The organism is Moritella sp. 28 (genome assembly GCF_018219435.1).
Lineage (GTDB): Bacteria > Pseudomonadota > Gammaproteobacteria > Enterobacterales > Moritellaceae > Moritella.
In genome coordinates, this window is the sequence record NZ_CP056121.1 from 2,971,797 (window position 1) to 2,995,963 (window position 24,167).

The 24,167-nt window shown below is 40.2% G+C and carries 20 protein-coding genes; 7 read left to right on the forward strand and 13 right to left on the reverse strand.

Annotated features, from left to right (window positions below; genetic code table 11):
* Positions 1-87: 87 nt before the first annotated feature.
* The 3 genes from HWV02_RS13125 to HWV02_RS13135 all read right to left on the reverse strand — a co-directional run bounded on the left by HWV02_RS13125 (position 88) and on the right by HWV02_RS13135 (position 3,428).
* Entirely contained in the window at positions 88-621 is a 534-nt protein-coding gene (locus HWV02_RS13125; protein ID WP_211676248.1) for a lecithin retinol acyltransferase family protein, read from the reverse strand.
* 48 nt (positions 622-669) lie between these two features.
* Positions 670-1,224 carry an NAD(P)H nitroreductase gene (locus tag HWV02_RS13130; protein ID WP_211676249.1) on the reverse strand — a complete coding sequence of 185 codons (555 nt, stop codon included), beginning with the start codon at positions 1,222-1,224 and terminating at the stop codon, positions 670-672.
* 173 nt (positions 1,225-1,397) lie between these two features.
* Positions 1,398-3,428, reverse strand: a complete 2,031-nt coding sequence (locus HWV02_RS13135) for an NADPH-dependent 2,4-dienoyl-CoA reductase (protein WP_211676250.1) — start codon at positions 3,426-3,428, stop codon at positions 1,398-1,400.
* Between the two features lie 332 nt (positions 3,429-3,760).
* Here HWV02_RS13135 and sppA point away from each other — a divergent pair, with 332 nt between their 5' ends.
* Positions 3,761-5,623, forward strand: a complete 1,863-nt coding sequence (gene sppA / locus HWV02_RS13140) for a signal peptide peptidase SppA (RefSeq protein ID WP_211688110.1) — start codon at positions 3,761-3,763, stop codon at positions 5,621-5,623.
* 190 nt (positions 5,624-5,813) lie between these two features.
* Positions 5,814-6,824, forward strand: coding sequence for an asparaginase (gene ansA, locus HWV02_RS13145; RefSeq protein ID WP_211676252.1), 1,011 nt, complete (start codon positions 5,814-5,816; stop codon positions 6,822-6,824).
* A 127-nt stretch (positions 6,825-6,951) separates the two neighbouring features.
* Here the strand turns inward: ansA and punC are convergent, their stop codons facing one another.
* On the reverse strand, positions 6,952-8,184 hold the full coding sequence (punC, locus tag HWV02_RS13150) for a purine nucleoside transporter PunC (protein WP_211676253.1): 1,233 nt from the start codon (positions 8,182-8,184) through the stop codon (positions 6,952-6,954).
* Positions 8,185-8,288: 104 nt separating this feature from the next.
* Between punC and punR the strand changes: the two genes are divergently transcribed.
* Positions 8,289-9,191: a DNA-binding transcriptional activator PunR gene (gene punR / locus HWV02_RS13155; protein WP_211676254.1), complete on the forward strand. Its 903-nt coding sequence runs from the start codon at positions 8,289-8,291 to the stop codon at positions 9,189-9,191.
* A 72-nt stretch (positions 9,192-9,263) separates the two neighbouring features.
* Positions 9,264-12,368 carry a DUF748 domain-containing protein gene (locus HWV02_RS13160; protein WP_211688112.1) on the forward strand — a complete coding sequence of 1,035 codons (3,105 nt, stop codon included), beginning with the start codon at positions 9,264-9,266 and terminating at the stop codon, positions 12,366-12,368.
* A 72-nt stretch (positions 12,369-12,440) separates the two neighbouring features.
* On the opposite strand, the gene HWV02_RS13165 is transcribed toward HWV02_RS13160, so the two are convergent.
* Complete coding sequence (locus HWV02_RS13165) at positions 12,441-12,932, reverse strand: group 1 truncated hemoglobin (RefSeq protein WP_211676256.1); 492 nt, start codon at positions 12,930-12,932, stop codon at positions 12,441-12,443.
* A gap of 318 nt (positions 12,933-13,250) precedes the next feature.
* Between HWV02_RS13165 and HWV02_RS13170 the strand changes: the two genes are divergently transcribed.
* Both HWV02_RS13170 and purT read left to right on the forward strand, forming a co-directional pair.
* Positions 13,251-13,583 carry a hypothetical protein gene (locus HWV02_RS13170; protein ID WP_211676257.1) on the forward strand — a complete coding sequence of 111 codons (333 nt, stop codon included), beginning with the start codon at positions 13,251-13,253 and terminating at the stop codon, positions 13,581-13,583.
* A 217-nt stretch (positions 13,584-13,800) separates the two neighbouring features.
* Positions 13,801-14,982 carry a formate-dependent phosphoribosylglycinamide formyltransferase gene (gene purT, locus HWV02_RS13175; protein ID WP_211676258.1) on the forward strand — a complete coding sequence of 394 codons (1,182 nt, stop codon included), beginning with the start codon at positions 13,801-13,803 and terminating at the stop codon, positions 14,980-14,982.
* 92 nt (positions 14,983-15,074) lie between these two features.
* On the opposite strand, the gene HWV02_RS13180 is transcribed toward purT, so the two are convergent.
* The 6 genes from HWV02_RS13180 to HWV02_RS13205 form a co-directional block, all read right to left on the reverse strand.
* Positions 15,075-16,274, reverse strand: coding sequence for a NupC/NupG family nucleoside CNT transporter (locus tag HWV02_RS13180; RefSeq protein ID WP_211676259.1), 1,200 nt, complete (start codon positions 16,272-16,274; stop codon positions 15,075-15,077).
* 218 nt (positions 16,275-16,492) lie between these two features.
* Positions 16,493-17,431 carry a LysR family transcriptional regulator gene (locus tag HWV02_RS13185; RefSeq protein ID WP_211676260.1) on the reverse strand — a complete coding sequence of 313 codons (939 nt, stop codon included), beginning with the start codon at positions 17,429-17,431 and terminating at the stop codon, positions 16,493-16,495.
* Between the two features lie 158 nt (positions 17,432-17,589).
* Complete coding sequence (locus tag HWV02_RS13190) at positions 17,590-18,945, reverse strand: hypothetical protein (RefSeq protein WP_211688114.1); 1,356 nt, start codon at positions 18,943-18,945, stop codon at positions 17,590-17,592.
* A 42-nt stretch (positions 18,946-18,987) separates the two neighbouring features.
* Positions 18,988-19,794: a phytanoyl-CoA dioxygenase family protein gene (locus tag HWV02_RS13195; protein ID WP_255550322.1), complete on the reverse strand. Its 807-nt coding sequence runs from the start codon at positions 19,792-19,794 to the stop codon at positions 18,988-18,990.
* Between the two features lie 151 nt (positions 19,795-19,945).
* A complete protein-coding gene (locus tag HWV02_RS13200; RefSeq protein WP_211676262.1) occupies positions 19,946-20,347 on the reverse strand; it encodes a YkgJ family cysteine cluster protein in 402 nt (133 codons plus the stop codon).
* A gap of 188 nt (positions 20,348-20,535) precedes the next feature.
* Entirely contained in the window at positions 20,536-20,853 is a 318-nt protein-coding gene (locus HWV02_RS13205; RefSeq protein WP_211688116.1) for a heavy metal-binding domain-containing protein, read from the reverse strand.
* A gap of 155 nt (positions 20,854-21,008) precedes the next feature.
* Between HWV02_RS13205 and HWV02_RS13210 the strand changes: the two genes are divergently transcribed.
* Positions 21,009-21,440: a septal ring lytic transglycosylase RlpA family protein gene (locus HWV02_RS13210; RefSeq protein WP_211676263.1), complete on the forward strand. Its 432-nt coding sequence runs from the start codon at positions 21,009-21,011 to the stop codon at positions 21,438-21,440.
* Positions 21,441-21,518: 78 nt separating this feature from the next.
* Here the strand turns inward: HWV02_RS13210 and HWV02_RS13215 are convergent, their stop codons facing one another.
* Positions 21,519-23,024 carry an NAD(P)/FAD-dependent oxidoreductase gene (locus tag HWV02_RS13215; RefSeq protein ID WP_211688118.1) on the reverse strand — a complete coding sequence of 502 codons (1,506 nt, stop codon included), beginning with the start codon at positions 23,022-23,024 and terminating at the stop codon, positions 21,519-21,521.
* 293 nt (positions 23,025-23,317) lie between these two features.
* Positions 23,318-23,761 carry an HIT family protein gene (locus HWV02_RS13220; RefSeq protein ID WP_211688120.1) on the reverse strand — a complete coding sequence of 148 codons (444 nt, stop codon included), beginning with the start codon at positions 23,759-23,761 and terminating at the stop codon, positions 23,318-23,320.
* Between the last annotated feature and the right edge of the window lie 406 nt (positions 23,762-24,167).

A 24,167-nucleotide genomic window follows, 5' to 3' on the forward strand; every position in this document is an offset into this window, starting at 1 on the left:
GCCGATATTATAGATAAAATAACTAGAAAGCGCTTACTAAAGAAGTAAGCGCTTAAAGGACAGAAACTAGGTATAAATAGGTATTAATCAGGGGGTTTTATCTTCAATATCTTGATTGCTATTCGTTAATAACACTAACCAAAATCCCGTTGACGTAAAAATAGCATGCTTCCACCAGGACAGTGACGCCTCATTTAAATACGATAATTGCGAGGCAATACCCCACAGTAGTGCAGAACGTAGTCGACCACTTGAGTAGCGATCAACTAGCAAGGTAGCAATTAAAATTAAGGCTCGACGTAACTGCGGGCTAGTGATTTTAACACCGCAAACCTCATGTACGAAATGTTCACAATTGTTTTTCAGCAGATGATAGCGCTTCTTATCTGCAATCAATTGCTTGGCATTTTTAATGATCTCACTGGCAGGTAAACTCCCAGGTAAAAAGCCATGGTCGATAACGTCTTTATCATCAGAAAAATCAAGCAAGCTAACCAAACCTCGCCCAGATCGCGCACGCGAATTTTCATAAACATGACCACAACCATCCGAGATACCAACGTGATGGTAAAGTGGAAATTGTACACTGAGTAAATGTCCTTTCGGATAGTGTGTTGTCATCTTAATTCCTCAGTTTTTATTTAAGTGCTAATTCCAAATTCAATAGCGTTAATTATCCATTCGCGTAACAAAATTATCAGTGTTTAAATGACGAATTTTTTTGCATGATACGTCGGGAGTACCTAAATATAAAAAACCAACAATTTCATCTTTTTCTTCTAGCTCAAGCTTTTGTTTTATATGGCTATCATATGCAAACCAACCCGTACGCCAAATACCATTAAAACCTTGTGCTTGCGCTGCCATTTGCATTGCCATGACCACACAACCAGCTGACATTAACTGCTCCGACTCTGGGATCTTTGGATGATTTTCAATTTTAGCAATAACAGTAATAATTTGCGGGGCTCGAAACGGTGCATTTGCCGCCTTTAATACATCTTTCTCTGCTTTCCCGAGATTAAATGCCGCATCTTTGAAATAGCGAGACAAGGTGTTTAAACCTTCACCTTCAGTGATAATAAAACGCCAAGGGGTTAACCCACCGTGATCAGGCGCCCGTAACCCAGCATTAATAATATTATCTAACGTCTCACCACTCGGTGCTGGTACAGAAAGCTGATTACAAGAATGGCGATTTATTAATAGGTCAATTGCGTTCATTATTTACTACTTTGAACAATGAGTGATAGCTAAAGTATTCAATGTAGTCAATAAAATATCAAGTAATTAATTTATTAAGATCAAAAAAGCCCATGCATAAGATGGGCTTCTTTTAATAATAACAGTCGCTACAATAGCAACTTTGATTATCTTATATTGGTATTAAACTAACGTTAAATCGACGCGGCAAGTTCAGCGCCTTGACGAATTGCACGTTTTGCATCAAGCTCACCCGCTTCAAATGCGCCACCAATAAGGTGTGTTTTCACTTTCTCAGATTGCAGTTGCTCAAACAATTCTCTAAAAGGTTCTTGTCCAGCACATAAGATCACATTATCAACGTCTAATACTTTTTTCACACCGTCAACGGTAATATGTAAACCTTGATCATCAATAAGGTCATAAGAAGCGCCTTTGATCATTTCTACATTTTTCTTCTGCAGTGTTGCTCTGTGTACCCAGCCACTCGTTTTACCTAGGCCAGCACCAACTTTAGTATCTTTTCGTTGTAATAAGAATACTTCACGCGCTGGCGCAGTATTTTTAGCTGCTGTTAGACCACCGACAGTTTGGCTATCTTCTGTTACGCCCCACTCGCTTAACCACTGTTTAGTATTAGTCGATGGTGAAGCGCCTTCTTCCTCAACGAGGAACTCTGAAACATCAAAGCCAATACCACCAGCACCAATAACAGCAACACGTTTACCAACCGGCTTATGATCACGTAACACTTCAATGTAACTTAATACTTTTTCATGTTTAATACCAGGAATGCCTGGTGTTCTTGGTTTGATGCCCGTAGCCACAACTACATCATCATACCCTTTACCTTGCAGCGTCTTAACCGTCACTAACTCATTCAAATATAAGTTAATACCCAGTACTTCGATTTGTTTCATAAAATAACGCAGTGTTTCGTAAAACTCTTCTTTACCCGGGATCTGTTTCGCATAGTTGAACTGACCACCAATTTCTGAACGGCTATCGAAAATATCAATTTTATGACCACGCTCAGCAGCATAACAAGCAAATGCTAAACCCGCCGGGCCCGCGCCAACAACCGCAATTCGTTTTGATATTGAGGCAGTTTCAAATTTTAGCTCAGTTTCAAAACAAGCTTGTGGATTAACCAAACAAGATGCACGTTTCGCTTTAAATACATGGTCTAAACATGCTTGGTTACAAGCGATACAAGTATTGATCTCATCTGCTTTACCCGCTGTGGCTTTCTCTACAAAGTTAGGATCTGCCAACATTGGGCGCGCCATCGACACCATATCCGCTTGCCCAGAAGCTAAAATTTGTTCTGCAACCTCTGGTGTATTAATACGGTTAGTTGTCACTAAAGGAACATTGACGTGCTCCTTCATTTTCTCTGTTACCCAGCTAAATGCGGCACGAGGTACACTGGTTACAATGGTTGGTACACGCGCTTCATGCCAGCCAATACCCGTATTAATAATCGTCACACCGGCTTTTTCAAGCTCTTTCGCAAGCTCAACCGCTTCTTCAAACGTACTACCATCTTCAACAAGATCAAGCATTGAAAGGCGGAAAATAATAATAAAGTCATTACCGACACGCTGACGAATCGCTTTTACAATTTCAATAGGAAAACGCATACGGTTTTGATAACTACCACCCCATTCATCAGTACGCTTATTACTCCGTCGACAAATAAATTGATTGATAAGGTACCCCTCAGAACCCATCACTTCCACACCATCATAACCGGCAAACTTGGCCAGTTCTGCGGTTTTGGCAAAATCATAAATGGTACAACGGATAGAACGTTTTGACATCGCTCTTGGTGTAAACGGGTTAATCGGTGCTTTCTTTTTACTCGCGCTCACACTAAATGGATGATAAGCATAACGACCCGCATGCAGAATTTGTAGCGCAATTTTACTGCCATTATCATGAACCGCTTGAGTAACGACTTGGTGTTTCTTCGCTTGCCATTTATAAGACAGTTGCATGCCGTGTGGCATGAGGCGACCACGCAGGTTTGGTGAAATACCGCCCGTAACAATTAAACCAACACCACCTTTGGCACGTTCCGCATAAAAAGCAGCCAGTTTTTGAAATCCATTTTTTTCTTCTTCTAAGCCAGTATGCATCGAACCCATCAAGACTCGGTTTTTTAATGTTGTAAAGCCCAGATCTAACGGTGCCAACATATTCGGATAATTGCTTGCAGACATAACTCCACTCCCAGTGGTTACACAATTGCTATATAATTGTTATCTATTTTAATTTTAGAGTAATTAATTTAATCGTTCATTTCAAACGCTATTTTAGATAATAGAGCGTACAAGTGTAGTCATAAATTAATGATTTCGTTGAATTTCAACACTTAACAACACATTTCGTCGTGTTTACACTAAGCTTAATTTGTCATTATTTATTATTAATGAGAACTAGATCCGCTGCGTTTTGTCACACCTCCGTATTCTAAGTGCTTTAATCTAAACTAGATTTATGGCTTAATATACAAAATAACGTCTATCCCATTGGGTTTACTAGGAATATAATAATGAGAAAATTATTCTCACTACTCGGATTCATTCTTTCTAAAATAGGTAGCTCGATTACATTCACGCGTAATTTAATCTTGAACCTGTTTTTCATTTCTTTTATAGCAATTATTATTCTTGCTTTGCAGCAGCAAAAAGAAGCACCGGTCACATTCGCAGATAATACCGCTTTGGTTCTCAACTTAAACGGAGTCTTGGTTGATCAACCAAAATTAGTTGACCCATTCGACCAAGTTATTGGTGAGCTTGTTGATTCTCAAAATGTCATTAATGAAATTGCTATTTCAGACGTTGTTAGCGTCATTAACAGCGCGAAGACAGACAATGCCATTAGCGCACTAATCTTAGATCTCGCACAGCTAAAACCAGCGAGTTTAACGAAATTAACGGATATTTCGGATGCATTAGTTGAATTCAAAAAAAGTAACAAGCCAATTTACGCTTACGGTGATTACTTTAGCCAAGAACAATACTTCCTTGCTTCATTTGCGGATGAAATTCTGTTAAATCCTGCAGGTGGTGTATTACTACAAGGTTATGGTAGTTATAGTCTTTATTTCAAAGATGCCATTGATAAGCTAAATCTATCATCACATGTGTTCCGTGTAGGCACTTATAAATCATTTGTTGAACCCTTTACACGTAGTGACATGTCAGCAGAAAGTAAAGAAGCCAAATTAAACTGGTTAAATCAACTTTGGGATACCTACACCAGCACCGTTGCTAATAATCGCTTAATTAACGCTGACGACGTAGCGCCTAAAGCAGATATATTTATTGCACAATTGCAATCAGTCAATGGCAACATTGCGCAATATGCTTTAAAACAAAAACTTGTAGACCAACTATTAACACGTGAACAAATTTCTCGTTATCTGGCTAAAAAGCTAAACAGTGAATCAGATAAATATGAAAAAGTTGAGTTTTTAGATTACCTTAACCTTCTGCCGACACAGTTTGAAGAACAAGGTTTTGCTAGCAAACCTGGTATCGGTATCATTTTTGCTAATGGCCAGATCTTAGATGGTACTCAACCTTCTGGTGCGATTGGCGGAAAATCGCTAACTAAGCTGTTACTACAAGCGAAAGACGATGAACAAATTAAAGCCTTAGTCCTACGAATCGACAGTCCAGGCGGTAGTGCATTTGCGTCAGAACAAATCCGAACCGCATTATTAGAAGTAAAAGAATCGGGTAAACCCGTTATTGTTTCTATGGGCAGCGTCGCCGCATCCGGTGGTTATTGGATAGCCTCTGCAGCTGATGAAATTTGGGCGAAACCAACCACTATCACCGGTTCAATTGGTATCTTTGGTCTATTTGCGACAACTGAAAAATTACTCGCTAAAATGGGCATTTACAGTGATGGTGTCGGGACAACCGATTACACAGGACTATCTGTAAATCGAGAACTGCCTGAGCACATGGCTAAAATTATCCAAATGACGGTTGAAAATGGCTATAGCAACTTCTTAACTGTCGTTGCTGAAGGCCGAGATATGACACCAGAAGAAGTTAATAAGGTTGCTCAAGGTCGTGTTTGGACTGGTAGCGATGCGCTTAATCTTGGTCTTATTGATAACCTTGGCAGCCTTGATGATGCAATTGCGTCTGCCGCTGAAAAAGCGGGTGTATCGAGTGATTCATTAATTTTAATTCAAACACCCCGTAGTGAGCGCGATAGATTAGTGTCTATGTTCACTCAATCTGTTGCAAAGCAAGTATTAACAGAACTCAACATTAGTCCTAATGGTCGTATCGCGACTTGGTTAGCAACGATAAGCCAGCAAGCCGGACAGCTCACTAACTACTCAGATCCACAAGGCCTATATGTGGAATGTTTAGTGTGTGAAATTAAATAATCCTCTAGATTAACTGAACCCAGTGAGTCATTGAATTGAGCGGTAAACGAATCCATTTACCGCTCAATTCAAATTTATATCTTAATTACCCTATTAAATTGCAGTTTTATTAAGCAATCTAGTATCAAGCTATTCCATTAATTAATTTCAGCACTATAATCCTCTTTAAAAACGCACAGGGAATTTATTAATGGCTAAGAAATCAATCTACATCGCATATACTGGTGGCACGATCGGTATGCAACATTCAGAACACGGTTATGTACCGATGGAAGGATTCATGACGGATTGCTTAGCACGTCTACCTGAATTCCACCGCGAAGAAATGCCTGATTTCACCCTTCACGAGTATTCGCCGTTAATCGACTCCTCTAACATGTCACCTTCTGATTGGCAGCAGATCGCAGAAGATATCCAAAGCAATTATGACGATTACGATGGCTTTGTGATCTTACATGGTACTGATACCATGGCGTACACAGCATCAGCATTATCGTTTATGTTAGAAGATCTTGGCAAACCCGTTATTGTTACGGGTTCACAGATCCCGCTGGCTGAGATCCGCTCAGACGGTCAAAGCAACTTACTGAACTCGCTTTACCTAGCAGCGAACTACCCTGTTCATGAAGTCTGTTTATTCTTTAATAACCAATTATTACGTGGCAACAGAACCACCAAAGTGCATGCAGACGGCTTTAGCGCGTTTGCGACACCAAACTGCGAAACGCTATTAAAAGTGGGTATTAACATTGAAATAATGCTCGGTGATGTAAAACCTATTACTGAAAAAACACTTACCGTTAGTAACATTACACCACAGCCTATTGCGATCGTGACACTTTACCCTGGAATTTCAACAGAAGTTATCTTTAATATTCTGCTACAACCAGTTAAAGCGTTAATCTTGCTCAGTTATGGCGTAGGTAATGCTCCGCAAAGTGAAGCGCTATTGAATGCGCTTGAAGCCGCTAACCAGCGTGGTATCGTTGTGGTGAATCTTACCCAATGCATTAAAGGTAAAGTTAACATGGGCGGTTATGCGACAGGCGATGCTCTGGCGCAAGTTGGTGTTATCTCGGGTTATGATATGACGACCGAAGCGGCATTAACTAAGTTGCATTATCTCATCAGTAAAAAGCTATCAAGTGAAGACATTAAAGTACTAATGCAACAAAATATTCGTGGTGAGTTAACCCACTAAACTATCGCGAGTACAGTCTCTAGTAAACTGCGCTAGCATACGATTAAATAAATGTTATCAATAAAAAAACGGGAAAGACAATTGCTGTCTTTCCCGTTTTTTTATTCAAATTTTAGCTTGTAATAAATTAAACCACGACAGCATCACTTGCTGATATATTCGTTGTTTTATGCTTAGCTAATACATAACCAACCACAATCAGCAAACCTTGGAACAACATCACAGCTGTCACTGTATAAAGACCATTTTCAGAAAATGCTGATACCACACTGCTCGCTAAGAAACAAAACATCGTCTGTAAAAAGTTAAGTAATCCCGCAGCAGTTGCACTACAGTTCTTAAAGTCAGCGAGAGCAGCATTAATCACCAATGGGTAAATAGCACCATTAGCAACCGCCAAGAAACAGAATGGGATCAAAATAGGCCAAATAGTCGCTGGTGATGTTACAAACGCAATCACAAACATAGCTACAACCGTTGTTATAAACAGTGTCATTAACCAAGGCAATAATTGTTTCGCACTAAAGCGTGTTAACAGGCTACGACAACCATAGCCACCAACAAGAAAAGCAACTGTTTGAGGTAGATAACTTAGACCAATATCCGAACCTGAATAACCCATAGCAGTCATAATGAATGGTGAACCAGTTAAATACGCGAAGAATGCAGCGGAGCACGCCGCAAACACCAACATATTACCCATGAATATTTTTGATTTTACAATTTGTTTATAATCACGCGCCAATTGCGATGACAGTTTTTCTTGTTTTTTATCTAAAGGTGCACTTTCTTTTTCACGGCTTGTTGCATATGCCAACGCTAAACCAATCACCACAAGCACAACAAAAATACTACGCCAGCCAAAGAACTCTTCTAAACCTGCGCCAAGTAAAGGTGCTAACGCAGGAGACAGCGCAACCAATGGCATTATCGTCGCAAAGACACGTTCTGATGCTTTACCTTGATAACGATCAATAACAACAGCCTGCCAAATAACAGTGCCACAACATGCCCCTAATGCTTGACCAAAACGTGCAAGAAGAAATAACTCAATACTGTTAGATACTGAGATAACAGCAGTTGATATAACAAAGATAGCCATGCCAACAAACAACATCTTTTTACGGCCAACACGATCAGACAGTGGACCATAAACTAATTGACCAAGTGCCATACCCAATAAAAAAATACTGAGCGACAAACTAATTAATGTCTGAGATGTACCAAATTCGTGACGAATAGTTTCGAATGCCGGTAAATACATATCCGTAGCGAGGAAACCCAACATACTTAATCCAGAAAACCAGACCATCGTGCTCATTGGGACTTTATTTTTAGTGTTATTTTTAATATTGTTCATTACTTAAACTACATAGACTAATGATAATGTTACTAGTTTAATACTGGCGATTCTGTTTGAGAAACGCTAATATTTCACTATTGCTTTCAAAAAATTTGATGTGTATGTTTTCCCAACAAGATCTACAAGTTATCGATGCAGTTGCAAGACGCGGAAGTTTCACCGCTGCAGCAGATGAATTATGTAAAGTACCAAGTGCGATTAGCTATACGGTACGTAATATTGAAGAACGGTTAACGGTCAAATTATTTATTCGCCTACACCGTAAAGTACAACTCACACCCGCGGGGGAATATTTTGTGATTGAATCTCGCAAATTGCTCAAGCAAATGGCACACATGAAGTTTCAAACCCAGCGCGTCGCTAACGGTTGGAACCAAAGTGTGTCCCTAGCTTTAGACAACGTAGTACATGAAGGCCGTATTAACACTATGGTTGGAGACTTCTACAACGCATTTCCGGATGTAGAACTATTACTTACAATGGAAGTATATAACGGTGTTTGGGATGCCTTAGTTGATTCACGCGCCGATATTGCTATTGGTGCGACTGCATCAATTCCGGTAAGTGGCGGCTTTGATTATCGCGACATGGGGGAACTAAAATGGACATTTGTCATTAGTCCTAGCCACCCTCTCGCCAATACTGAGCAGGCAATAAGTAACGAAGAACTCGCTAAATACCCCGTCATTTGTTTAGAAGATACAGCACGTAAACTGCCGAAACGCACCACTTGGTTACTGGACAATCAACGTAGGCTTGTCGTGCCCAACTGGCACAGTGCAACCCAATTACTCAAAGGTGGCTTAGGTATTGCGATCATGCCTGCGCACATGGCAAATAAACTGTTAATGACTGGAGAGTTAATAGAGAAAGAACTCATCACAAGTTTACCAGTCAGTGACTGTTGCCTTGCTTGGAATACCAAACGAATGAGCCCCGCTGTTCAATGGCTACTGGATTATTTAGGTGATAGTGAGCAGCTACATCAGCAATGGTTAGAATAATAACTGTTATGGTAGCCATTGATATTCTATAATTAGTTCTATTGATTGTATTTAAAAGGATTTACATTACCAATGGCAGCTACATTTTCAAATTTTCGCCAACGATTCTCAGGTGCGCCACGTTATCAACGTTTATTAAGTTACGCGCTGGTTATCTACCTAATATATGCCTTGCTGTTAGGCTTACTCGCCCCCTACCTCGCTAAAAATATCGCACCAGAAAAAATCAGTGCGTTACTTGGCCGCCCAGTACAACTGCAAGATGTCAGTATTAACCCTTTCAGCCTCAAATTTGAGATCAAAGGATTTGAAATTCAAACCCAAGATCAGCAAGATTTTACAGGTATTGGTCGACTCACATTGCAAATTAACTTATGGAAGAGTTTATTCAATGGCAGTATCAATATTGAGACTATCGAAATTGACCAAGCCTTTGCTAATATTGAAAAATTAGATGAGAGTCAATTTAACTTCTCTGATATTCCAGCGCACATTTCAGCACAATCGTTACAATCAGAAACACCAGCACCCGTTAGCGAAGACACAAGTGAAAGCAGTGAGTTACCACATATTCAAATCGCTAATATCAGCATCACCAACACCGCATTTAATTTTAAAGACCTCCCCACAGGTGCTGAACTCGACTACCCAGCAATCAATATTGTACTGACCAAATTTAATAGCCTGGCAATGTTAAATAGTAAAAAACGCAGTAACGCGCCATCCTCAACTTACAACAGTTATGATTTGAGCATTGAAGGCGCCGACAATAGCGCAGTGACTACGGTAGGTCGATTCCAGTTAACGCCATTGGAAGCGCAAGGTAACTTGGCCCTTAAGCACATAAAATTAGTGACATTCTGGCCATTCATAGCAGAACAATTAACGGCTAAACTAGCGTCAGGCGTTATCGACTTTACAACTGACTATCAATTCATTAGTGGTGATGAACCTCCGCAGTTGATCACTAATGCCGGTCAATTTTCATTACGTACACTGGTATTCACTGACCCAGAAAAAGAACTCGTCAACCTTCCCTTACTAACAGTTGCGGGTATCAAAGTTAACCTATTACAACAACAAATTGGTTTAGATAATATCAGTACCGATGGATTAAAAGTTAATGCCGTTGTAAACAAGGACGGTGTTGTTAACCTAGCAAACGCTTTTACACCAAAACATACAGAAGCAACTAGCACATCATCAGATACCAAAATAACAGCTAAATCGGAATCGCAGGCAACGCAACCTGAAAGCAATGAGACTCAAGCAACTGAAAATCCAGAAACACAAGAATGGCTCCTCACCCTTGGCGAATTTAATTTAACCAACTACGATATCAATGTCATTGAATCTATGATGACGAATGCAACTGCATGGCGTGTATTCCCAATTAACGTCAGTACCAAATCATTGACCAGCCGTCTTGATACTCCCATTGAATATGACTTAGGCTTCACGATTAATGATAAAGGCACCTTCGCTTCTCAAGGTAGCGCAGATGTAAAAGAACAATCGCTTGATGCTACTATCAATTTAGATAAGTTGAACCTCGCACAATTTCAACCTTATCTTAAACCTTACGTGAACATCACAATCCAAAGTGGTGAATTCACAACGCAAGGTAACCTTTATGCGAATGCAAAAGGTGCAGCTCGATTTGATGGTTCAATAAAACTGGAAGCACTAGCTATTAATGACAATAAATTAAATAAAACACTCATCAAGTGGCAAGACTTCACTATCAACAGTCTTAAATTTGATAAAGAAGCAAACAGTTTGCTTATCGACCATGTTTCTTTTGTACAACCATATGCTCAGATGATTGTCGCTGCAGATAAAAGCTCTAATGTGTCAGATCTTGTTGTCAAAACCAAAGACGAGACAAAAGATGCGGCAGTTGAACAAGTTAAGCCCCAAGTCAACTCAGAGACTCAAAAAGCTCAAAAAGCTCAAACGGCAGAAGATGCAATGCTGATTGAAATTAACAAGATCACACTCGCACAAGGTAAAGTTGACTATATCGATAACGTGCTTAAACCTAGCTTTGAAGCTGTCATCGAAAATATAGAAGGCCATGTTGGCAAGCTCTCATCTACAACAACCAAAAATGCAGAAATTGATATCAAAGCTATCGTCAATAAATACGCCCCTATGACCTTAAGGGGTGTGATTAACCCATTAACTCCAGAACCTTTCGTTGATGTGGAATTCGTGTTCGATAACTTCGAGTTGCCCTCAATGACTCCCTACTCGGGTACATATGCTGGTTTAGATATTGACGAAGGTCAGTTATCTCTAGCCCTAAAATACAAACTAGATAAGAATCATTTAGAGGGCAGTAACCATATCTTTATTGACCAACTGGATATGAACGATACCAAAGACAGTGACGCAGGAACAATACTACCGATCACCTTAGCGATTCCTCTACTAAAGGACAGTAATGGTGCGATTGATTTAGGAGTAAATGTATCTGGTGATATTAACGACCCAAGTTTTAATGTTGGTGAAATTGTACTAAAATCATTAAGCAACATCATTCTTAAAGCGGTTACCTCACCATTTACGTTATTGGCAAGTCTTGTTGATACAACCGACGATTTAGATAAAGTAAGTTTTGCTAATGGCTCAGCAATACTTGCCAAAGCAGAGCAAACTAAGCTAGATACATTAGCGAAAGCATTAGCACAACGTCCAGAGATCAAATTGAACATAAAAGGCAGTTATGATGTAAACATGGACAAACAAGCGCTTCAAAATCGAGCTGTGAATGCGAAACTAAGTCAATTAACAAACACCAATGTTTCGGAAATGATTAACGCAACGAATATACCAGCATCAGGTGATATGAGAAATGCACTTATCGCGTTATATGAGCAAGAAACCAAAGGTAAAGCAGATGCGCTACGCAACGCAATTACAGCGCAACAACCCGCATTAGCTACACCAGAGTTAGAACAAATTTGGCTTCGTGGTTTATATACTGAAGTAAGTAAACAACAAGCTATCTCGGATAAAGTACTAAGAAAATTAGCTAAGTCACGAGCTAGAGCGATTAAAACTCATTTACTAGATGTCAGTAAAGTTGACGCTGGCCGTGTCTTTCTATTAAGCCATCAAAGCAATGTCCCATCAGAAAGTACACAAACAACATTGACGCTTGTCGTTAAGTAACGTTATTACGTAATAGCGTTATATGAAAATAGGCTTCATTGGCTGTGTTATCACAACTGGTGAAGCCTAATGTTATTTTGCAGATACAATATCGGCTTTCGTAGATTCAACAATAGCAAGTAAGTCATGAGTTTCCATCGCAGGTACTTTGTGCTTTGCCAACACCTCTTTAAACAAAACAACCATCCGATACCATTCTTTTTCCGTTATATGCAAATCCTTATGCGCCTCTTTCATTTCCCGTCCTTTATAAATACAGGGGCCTTCTGTTACTTGGCACATCATAGTAGTAACTTGAAACTTTAAATAAGCTTTAGGCACCCTTGTTCGTGAAGCGTTAATTGCTGAGTTTTTATTTAACTCGTCGTCGGTTATAACCTGATCTACAAAATCACTCACGACAACTGTCATCGGCATTAGTCCACCGAGGCGGTCGTAGAGTGAAATATCTGAATGTTCACTCCCAACATCTTTTGCAGCTTTAACATCCAAACTAAGAACTGTACTAAAAAGAAATAAACAGATAAATAACGCAGTAATTAATAAAGAATTATATCTCATCATAGCCATTCCCTACTGCTGTAAATTAACAACACCATAGCGGAAGTTTAGCTAAATTTTAAATATTTTCCATTAGCGATTAACCGACCAAAGACCTGCTACGTAAGCATCTATATCCAATTAATAACAACACAGAGTGCTTATTGCTACGCAACAATGACTTACATCACCGCCCTAAAGGACAGTGTTTTTCGTCAAAGATGATAAATATACAAATCAAAGATCATCACTTATGCTTACATTAGTTTGAGCTAATTAGGATACGAGGCTGTATGCATCTACTGATTAATATTCCTGTGATTTGCAATTGGAGACCGACTTATGCTTGAAGGTAACTTTGTCGCATTAAAATCAGAACTATTAATCCAGCATACTCAGCAGTTCATGAATAATAAACTGAGTTACGTCATTCTATGTGATTATATTTGGGAAATATTACAAGACTGGCAACGTTTAAATATCGTGGACAACAGAATATCAAGTCAAAAAGAAATGGTTTTTTGGTACTTAGTATTTGAACTACAATTTCAAGATGAAACGTCTTTATTGCATGATAAAGACGTTAATTTTAAATTACATCACTGCATCTTGTTTTTACAAGATGAGCTTGAGATGCCTAAAGGCTGCATTGGTGTAAGGCCTAATTACGCTTAACAAGCGATCTTAAGTTCACGTTCCAACTCAGAAATAAAACATCGACTTTTAGATGTTATAACCTACTTATCACTTAAAACTTCCATTTCCAACAAAACATCTATATCATGCAGCTTAATAACTTAGCTAAATAAGCTATAGTACTTAAAATACAACAAGTTAGTGTATTATCATTTGTTTGACCACCAAATTTATAATCAATTAATAGGGAAGTGTTATGTTAGGTACCGCCAACAGCAAAAGTGCAACACGTGTATTACTATTGGGCTCAGGAGAGCTGGGGAAAGAAGTTACTATTGAATTTCAGCGTTTAGGGGTAGAAGTGATTGCCGTTGATCGCTATGACAATGCGCCCGCAATGCAAGTCGCTCATCGCAGTCACACCATTGATATGCTTAATGGTGATGCTCTAAGACGTGTTATTGAACTTGAACAACCGCATTATGTTATTCCAGAAATAGAAGCTATCGCGACAGATACCCTGCTTGAATTAGAACAAGAAGGTGTCAATATCATCCCGACAGCTCGCGCAACCAAGCTAACAATGGATCGTGAAGGTATTCGTCTTCTTGCCGCAGAAACCCTTAATTTACCTACTTCACCTTACATCTTCACTGATAATAAAACAGAGTATGAAGCCGCGGTTGCAGAAATTGGCATTCCATGTGTGATAAAACCAGTCATGAGTTCATCAGGTAAAGGTCAAAGCATTATTCGTGATAAAGATGACATCGAGCAAGCTTGGCATTATGCACAAGAAGGTGGCCGAGCAGGCGCTGGACGTATCATCATTGAAGGCTTTGTTAAATTTGACTTCGAGATCACCATGCTTACGATCAGTGCTGTAGATGGTATCCATTTCTGCGATCCTATTGGCCACCGTCAGCAAGGTGGGGATTACCGTGAATCATGGCAACCACAAATAATGTGTGATGATGTGCTTGCCAAAGCACAAGAAATATCTGCAGCGGTAGTTAAAGAATTAGGCGGTTATGGTCTATTTGGTGTCGAACTCTTCATTCGAGGTAAAGACGTATTTTTCAGTGAAGTTTCACCGCGCCCGCACGACACAGGTATGGTGACACTAATCTCACAAGACTTATCTGAATTTGCTTTGCATGTACGCGCTGTTTTAGGGCTACCGATCACTCAAATCCAACAGTATGGTCCATCAGCCTCTGCCGTTATTCTAGCAGAAGGTCATTCGACTAATATTGGTTTTCATCAATTAGCACCGGCACTGGCTTGTGTACCTGGCAGTCAAATCCGTCTCTTCGGCAAACCAGAGATCGCAGGCCAACGTCGCTTAGGCGTGGCTCTGGCTCGTGGTATTAATAGCATCGATGCGATTGATAAAGCCAAAGAAGTAGCACAAACAGTTGAAGTGACTCTTAATTAAAATATTCCGTTGACGAGCATAAAGTCTAACGATCAAAAAAGGCTAACAAGTTATCACTCGTTAGCCTTTTTTACATCTGTAATTCAAGTTAATTATAAACTTAACATCACACCAGCAATTGCGGCACTCATCAAGTTAGCCAGCACACCCGCGAAAATAGCGCGGAAACCATAACGGGCAATGAATTGACGACGTTCAGGGAGCATACTGCCTAAACCACCAATCAAAACGGCCATAGTGCCAATATTGGCGAAACCACACAGTGCAAAGGTAATAATTGCTTGTGAATGTTCACTTAACTGATCTTTTACTTCCATCAGCTGAATAAAAGCAACAAACTCATTAACCACGATCTTATTACCAATTAACGAACCAGCAATAATCGCTTCATTCCATGGCACACCAATTAACCAAGCAACAGGTGCAAATAAATAACCTAAGATAATTTCAAAGCTTATAGTCATATCAAACCAACTGCCTATCCCTGCCAGCATACCATTAAGTAATGCAATAACACCAACAAATGCAAGTAGCGTCGCACCAATCGCAGTCGCAATACTTAAACCAGCCATAGCGCCGTCAGCAAGCGCTTCAACAACGTTTGTCGCACGAGGTAATTCCACTTTAGTGATTTCATCTGCACCCAGTTCATCTTTTGATGGTGGGAACAATAATTTAGCCATTAATAACCCAGCTGGCGCAGACATGAATGACGCAGCAACTAAAAATTTGATTTCAACACCAATCATGGCATAACCCACTAAGGTGCCACCAGCAACTGACGCAAGACCACAGGTCATCACAGCAAAAAACTGTGAATCACTCATGCCTTTTAAATACGGTTTAACAACTAAAGGCGCTTCAACCATACCAACAAAAATGTTTGCCGTTGCCGCTAACGATTCCGCGCGGCCAGTGCCTAACAATTTCTGTAAGCCACCACCAACAATATTAATCACCTTCGGCATTAAACCAATATGATACAGCGCTGAAATTAACGCAGAGAAGAACACAACGATACCTAATACATTAATCGCAAATACAAAACCACCAGATGTCAGTCCACCAAATATAAAATTAATACCTTCTTGGCCATAATTAATCACTTTTGATACGCCAATACTAAAGCCATTTAACGCATCTTTGCCTGCTGGAAAATATAATACGATAAAAGCAAACGTGATCTGTAATGTAAACGCTAGCGAGACAGTTCTGAGTGGGATATTACGACGATCTTTTGAAAAAAGAAACGCAGTTAATAGAATCACTATTATGCCTAAAATAGATATCATGGAACAAACCTGTTTAATGATTAAAATTATAAAGATGCGTATTGTAGTCCGCATCATTTTTACAGCAAGCCCAGTAAGTTACCTGCTTGTTACAATTAAATTCAAACGTCTTGTTGTGATAGCTAGCTTATTGTTTTATAACAATTCAATAATTATATTTGGGTTATTATTTCCATATGGAAAAGATATTTATCCATGAGAAGATAAGTTCTTGGAGGTTAGATTTTAATCTGTGACTTTAATTGCCGATCCCAGTATGAAGGCTGACCAATATATTCTTTGAAAAAGGTGATCGCCGCGCTAATTTTCTTCGGTAAATGCTTACGGCTTGGGTATACAGCATAGAACTGCATGCTTTGACTCGCCTGCCACCCTGGTAATAGTTGTATCAGCTTACCGGTTCTAAACTCATCCGTTAGTAAATACGTTGCTAAATAGGCAATTCCCCACCCTGATATCGCGGCATCGCGGATCGCCTCAGCTAAATCAACACGATAATCACCATTAACATTGATGTATAACGTGTCATCGCCTTGCTTAAATGACCATAAGCCATAGCTACGCTCACGGCTTTGATAAATCAGGCAGTTATGGCTCTCAAGGTCTTGCGGATGTAATGGCGCTGAGTGATGCATCAAATAATCGGGGGACGCAGCAACCACAAAGCGGGTATCAGCCAAATGCTGAGCCACATAACCTTCGGGTATATCTTCAATGTTGGTCAACCACAGATCTAAACCGTCATCAATCATATTGGTTTTATAATCGAACAGACACACCTCAACATGCAAGTCGGGGTGCAGTTTACGAAATTGTTCAATTGCCGGGATAATATGAATTGTACCAAATGACTGCGAAACACCTAAACGCAGAATACCCGTCACTTCATCTTGCAGATTAGCCATCATGATATCAGCGTCTTGTACACTGCTTACCACGTCAGCACAATAACGGGCAAATTGTTGGCCCGCATCAGTTAAAGTGAAACTGCGCGTTGAACGCTGAACAAGTTTGACGTTTAGATCAGCTTCTAAACACTTGAGCTGCTTACTGACATGAGATACCGACACACTTAACGTATGCGCTGCTGCAGTAAAGCTACCGGTTTGTACCAGGGTATGGAAGAGTGCCATTTGGCTAGCGCGATCTTGGAGCAATTGAGAATTACCTAGTAATGTCCGATCCGTGTGACTACGTTATAACAAGAATAAACATCGTCATTGATGTTTAATTAAGGCAGTGTATACAAAAATCAATATTCAATAAAGCAGTAAGCCATTACGAGGCTAAAATGATGACTTACTACCCAATTACATTAAGGTTTATGACGTAAAATTGAACGTACATAACTGCGGGTATTGGCATTATGATCTAACATAAACTCAGCAAGTAAGTTGGTCATTTTAGCAATGCCCTCCTCGCCATGCTGCTCTCGGATCATATCAACAATCATGTCGACTTCTTTACTACCATCGACTTCGAAGCTTGGGTCACTTACTAGCTGTTCTGGTACCCAGCGTTCAAGGTAATCAGCCAATTTCGGTGATTTTTCATATGATTTTTTAGCGTATACCTCTACAAATGTCGTATTCGTGTATTCAATAACAGGTGTATCTTGTTCTAAAGCTTTAAATAAAACACTACTAAAATCATTGTTTTCATAAGCCTGCTTAGTGATTATTTCTTGAAATTTTTCGAATACCAAATGACGATTAGAGAGCAGTTGAATCGCATCTATTTTCGCTTGTGGGAAGCCCATCATATCTTTGGCATTTGTCCAGATACTCGATGCCGTACTCACACCCGGTTGTAAAGTTGAATGATATGACTGCGCAATATCTCCAATGTAATGCATGCCCCACCCCATAAATCGCCAGCCCCAATAATCATGACCAGTACGAAAGGCATATTCAGATAACGCTTTGTACATATGCACACGATAGTCAGGGAAAGTATCACGTAAGAAAGGCGCGAGCGTGAAGAGCACACTTGATTCATGATAGAAGCCCATATGGAAAGGTGCTTGCGAGCTGTATTCTAATGCTGGATTACCAAAGGCTTGTTTACCAAAACCATACCGTTTACCCGCATCGGTATTACTGTCTTCAAACAAACCAATATCTAAACCGTTATCAGGGTCATCATTAGCCGATACTAACACCTCAATTGGCGTTACCATTTCACCACTTTTCACTTCAACAAAGGTCATGGTATTGTAATGGTCTAGGCTTTTAAATACGCTAACCTCTGACGAATCCATTCGACGACGGCCTTGTTTATCCTGCCCTGGTAATAGCTGAATATACGGGTTAACACGTGCATTAGGGTTGATACGTATAGCATGAATGAAACTTGCTTGTAAATCTTGGCCAGCGGCATCAAATGCTAAGGCATCTGGACGCGGTTTATAATACGGGAAGTTTTGGCGTAGCCAGTCTTCATTGGTTGCTAATAACGTTTCTAACCCTTGCGCTTCTGCTGTCACAAACTCTGCTAAGGTTTCGACCTTAATCGGCGCTTGCGCTGCCACTTCTGGCATCGTGTTCAATATTGGATAAGTAATAAGGCTGTGTTCAGACCATGCATTGGCATTACTCACCATCATACTGCTATACAAGAGTGCGCCTAAAGTGACTTTCATCTGTCTTCTAAACAAAGTCGGGATAAACATAACATTCCTTTGAAATAATCGTCTATTGATATTAAGTGCGTATTAAGCACACTGTGCTTTTAAATCGAGCGTGCTCATGAATAATCTCGGGTCTTCAATCTTATCCAACATTTCAATACTCGGTAAACATTCATCATCAACATAGTCGGCAAAGTCCCCATCAGGATCGAAGACTAAGATATCCAGCGCTAATCGGTCCATGCCGTATAGACCGCGGTGGATCATATCAGCTGAAAACACCAGTAAGTCGCCAGCAGCTAAGTTAATAACCTTTCCGCCAGAGATACTATCACTGCTCACTTTGCCTTTTATTTCTTGTCGCACATTAAATTCTTCTTCATTATCCCAGCGCTTATGCGTGCCCGGGATAAGTTCCATGCCAAGCTCATCAAACAAAGGCACACGAAGATGTACCACTTGCGTCTCTTGCACGGCTATTTTTTGCTGTTCGACCTCGTGATCGTATTGACAATCGCGATGCCAAAAGTCTTTTTGTTTAGGGTTAACTGGGTTGAAAAATAATTGGGTATTCATAAACGCAGGATTCGCAGGTATAACCGATTCAACAACATCCATCATTTTTTTTGAACTGATAAAATTGAAAAGCTTCAGTCGGTCGTCGCATTCTAAGTAGTCAATACCAGTAATGACAGAAGAATTGAACGCTTCATCTCGATAAAACTGTATATTGTCTTCTTTCCACGATTCATGGAATTTCAATACGACCTCTCTCAATGCTGAAATCTCAGCCGCACTAAAATAATTTCTTATTACAAAGTAACCTTGCTCGTCATATTCGCTATTCAATTGACTTCTATTACTCTCTTTAATACCCGTTACCTTTAACACCCATTACCTCTATTTTATTATCACAACTCGGCGGCCTATGCTTTGGTTAATACCAGACAAGCTCTAAGGATTGAACCGAGTTTAATGTTGTTACTTATTCAGAATAAATTCCATTTTATCTCCGTTACGCTTTAATTGATTAATTTTTTAGTTACACCAACACTTGTCGTGTATTTCTGATGTAGTGATGGATCTGTCCCTCGACTTTAACGTCAATCATTTCATCTGGTCTGCGATCATTAGGACAAGGCATTTTCGGTGTTGTACCAAACAGTCGGCAGATCAACGGCCGCTCCTCGTAGACAGTGCAACCTTTAGGGCCTAAATGTACACAGTTATATTCATTTAATGCAGCTTCATGCTCGGCATCCGTTTTATATGGCAGGCGCGACATTTCTTCTGCAGACGTCGTTACCGGCCCGCAGCAATCGTGGCAACCCGGCGTACATTCAAACGTCGGGATCTCTTTGCGCAGGCGTGCAAGGTCCTCTTTATTATTGTTCTTACTCTTGTTTTTTAACAATAATTTTATTTTCTCGTATTCCGAAACCATTATAGTTCTCTACCTAACGTCACTAGAAAATGACAATGCCTGCAAATTTACGGCGTATGTTAACATTTGTAAGCATACGACGTCTTGATTTACTCCGTCTTTTCACCTAGGTCACTAGCGATCAAATAAAGTGGGCTAAAATTGTAATCAACGGACAGAGGCAACTGTTTTTTATTTTTAAGTACTTATTATTTTTTTAATTTAACAGCCGTTCCAAAGACCATAATTTCAGATGAGCCATCCATAATTGCGCTTGTAGTAAAACGAATGCCTACAACAGCATCAGCCCCTTTTTCATGCGCATTTGCAATGAGACGTTGAACTGCTATATCCCTAGCCTCCGTTAACATTTCTGTATAACCTCGAATTTCACCACCGACAATACTTTTTAAACTAGCCATGATGTCACGTCCTATATGCTTTGCTTGAACGACGTTACCTGTCACAACACCTACTATTTCTTCTATTTCCTGGCCTGGAATTGACTCTGTTGTTGAATAGATCATAACATTTCCTTAATAATATAAAGCCAAGCTCAACTGCATAGCAAACTGGCGGGGATTTTGGAACAAAACTAAAATGTTGATGTCTCACACCGCGATGAATTATTAAGATATGGGCAAAATATGAAACATTACTTAAAAAGTGATATTAAAATAACATGAAAAAGTTAAGCTTTATATTTACAATGCTAGTCCTTTCCATACTGACAGCTTGTACATCTACTTCTACATCTACATCCGCGTCACCTAAAACAATAGCCTACTCACGATCTCACGATCTTGTCGGTCAAGCGTCTTGGTATGGTAAAAGATTCCACGGCAAGCTGACTGCCAGTGGCGAAAAATACAATATGAGAGCATATACTGCCGCGCATAAAACCCTACCTTTTGGTACAGTCGTTAGGGTTATTAATACGGCTAACAGTAAATCTGTCGATGTCAAAATTAATGATAGAGGACCGTTTGTTCGAGGCAGAGTAATAGACCTTTCTCAAAAAGCATTTGAAAAAATAGGCAGTACAAATCAAGGGGTCGTTCCTGTCAGAATAGAAATTCTGGATGATAGTCATACCTTTAGATACAAGCACTAAAAGGTAGGTGTCTATTACAAGACACCTACTTCAGTATACAAGATCATTAAGCCACAACAAGCGTCATGTTATGTTACCTTATTTGTGTTCCTCTTCATTTTCCGCTTTTCTGTCTAGACAACGCCCTCTCGGTTCATCGCCCTCATGCAGCACGATATCGGTATGCAGAAACTCAGCAGCCTCTGCTGAACCTTTCACCTTCTTCGCACTACGTTCCAACATTTCGGCTTCAAACTCAGTTAGCACACTTTCCCTTACACCAGCTTCGCGCCATTTAGACAAGGGTCTACATTCTTTTGTAATGACTCTAGCCAGTGCCAACGCATCCAGCAGCGCTTGATTCGCACCTTGTCCTTTGAACGGACTCATAGGATGAGCGGCATCGCCGATTAACGTCACGTTAGCCCCTTTTACCAATAATTCAGACTCGAGTAGCGTTCGGTCATACACAGGGTAACCTGAAACTAGCGCCTCCGGCGTCGCCGTTAAAATCTGCGGAATAGGCGCGTGCCACTGACATCGACGAATCGCGTCTTCCTTCAATGCCTTAGGGCCTAGCGCACTCAATATTTTGGCCGCTTCTTCAGACATTGGAAAGCTAAGCTGCCACATTACCGAGTCCGCGTCATAAGGCATGATATAGATCCGCTCATGCCCATTCGCAGTTTGGAATACCGTGGCCGAATCCAGTAAAGTACGGTCGAAATCTTCGCCTTCATTATTACCTTCAATAGCACTCCCGATAGCAGACAGAGGACAAATACCCAAAATCGCGATACAGCCTAAATAATTTAATGGCGAAGCGTCATCACCTATCAACAATTTACGAACCGAACTACGAATACCGTCTGCACCAACGATAAGATCTGCATGGGCGTGCTTTATCTCACCATCAACCTGAAAGCTTAAATCAACACCATCACAGTCAGATTGTTTAAAATCAACTAACTGATGTCCCCACTGCACTGCATCATGCCCACCTAGCTGCTCAAGCAAGGCTAAGCGTAACGACTGCCTCGCGATATGGACATTGGTACGCTTGGGTAGTTTTCTCTCGTCTGACGGAACCCACTTGCGGATACCCCATTCACCCAGCACTTTTCCTTCGGTCGTATGAACCACATGTCGGGTTGAAATTATGCCTTCCTCTAACGAGAAAATGCCCAGCCCCTCGATCGCTCTACTCGCTTGCTGCAGGGTAAGCCCATAACCTTGAGACCGTGCGTCGAAGCCGCTATCGCGCTCATAAAGCGTAAAAGGAATGCCACGGTGCAGGCAAGCTACAGCAAGGGCCACCCCACCTATACCCCCGCCAATAATCGCAAGGTGTGGGTAGTTTTCTGTATCTGGTCCATCAACGAAGGTTTGGATAGCGGAACGAATCAGACCTGAACCTTTACAATTCGAGCAGGCATCAAGATGAGGCTTAGGGCGAAGCGGAGCAGCCCCTTCGCAGTTGTTTTTTTCAAATAGCGCTAGTTCTCGCTGGTAGCGAAGTCTTACTTTCTTACGGAGCCGCTTACTTACTTTCCCACGGCCTTTACATTCAGTACAAATATTCCAGTAGTTCTCTTCAATCTTCAACTTTTCTACCTGCCCTATATTTAACCCGCGATTAATCACTCTTAAAGTAAGAAACTCTCAGCTATTAAGCTCATGTTGTGGCCTAAATTAAACTGATATTTAAACTGAAAGTTAAGGTGTGATTATAACGCTCATTACGGTCTATAACCGTTTAACTGGAGAAAACTTGGTTTTTTCTTGATGCAGTCTGTATTTGCGGCGATTTTTAGCAAGGCAAGAACGAAGAGTAACCGGCACGAGCTTACTGTCGCGTACCAAATAGGTGTCGACGCAACGACACCTATTCTTATAGGCTAGGATTGAGCAGCTTCAATGCACGCAATTATTTTGTCTGCCATAACGTTTAGATCATCAGGATTTGCAAGTTCAACTGCATGCCCTTTTATAGCACTTGCATCAAATATTGAACCAGGCAAAACATGAAAATGAAAGTGAGGAACAGTTTGGCCAGCCTTTTCACCATTATGTTGAAATACTGTAGAGCCAGCGAATCCAACTGCTTTTTCAACAGCAGAAGCAATTAATTTAACTGTACGCATGCATGCCAAAGCAGCTTCATCAGTAAGGTCATATATGGTCACAGCTGACTCCTTCGGTATAACCAAGGTATGCCCTTCCATTTGCGGCATAATATCCAGAAAAGCCAACGTATATTCGTCTTCATAGACCTTTATACAGGGAATTTCGTTCTTTAAAATCTTTGCGAAAAGATTATTATTGTCGTACTCAGTAAACATACCTTACTCCTTGGTGAAAACAGTCAAATAAACAAAACTTTACCAAGTTAAAACGGCAAGGTAAACGGTCTACAACCATTGACGGCTGTTATCACAAAGTTCGACGTATTAAATAGCCCTATGATTTAACTACCGACCATCATGCTCGGTTCATATTCATCAAGTGTTCTATATCCTCAGACCATTGCTGATTAAGCCCTGTTACTTATTAATAAATGATGTCATCTAAGTTAATTCTCATACTAATGTCTCATTTATCTCTTATATGTGCCTTACATCTAAATTTTAAAAAATACTACTTTGTCATCAAATAAAAGATTTAGTACATCAATAAATATTAATTAACGATAATATCAACTATTAAATGTTCACAACGAAAAATAAGTGACCAATATAATCTACTATC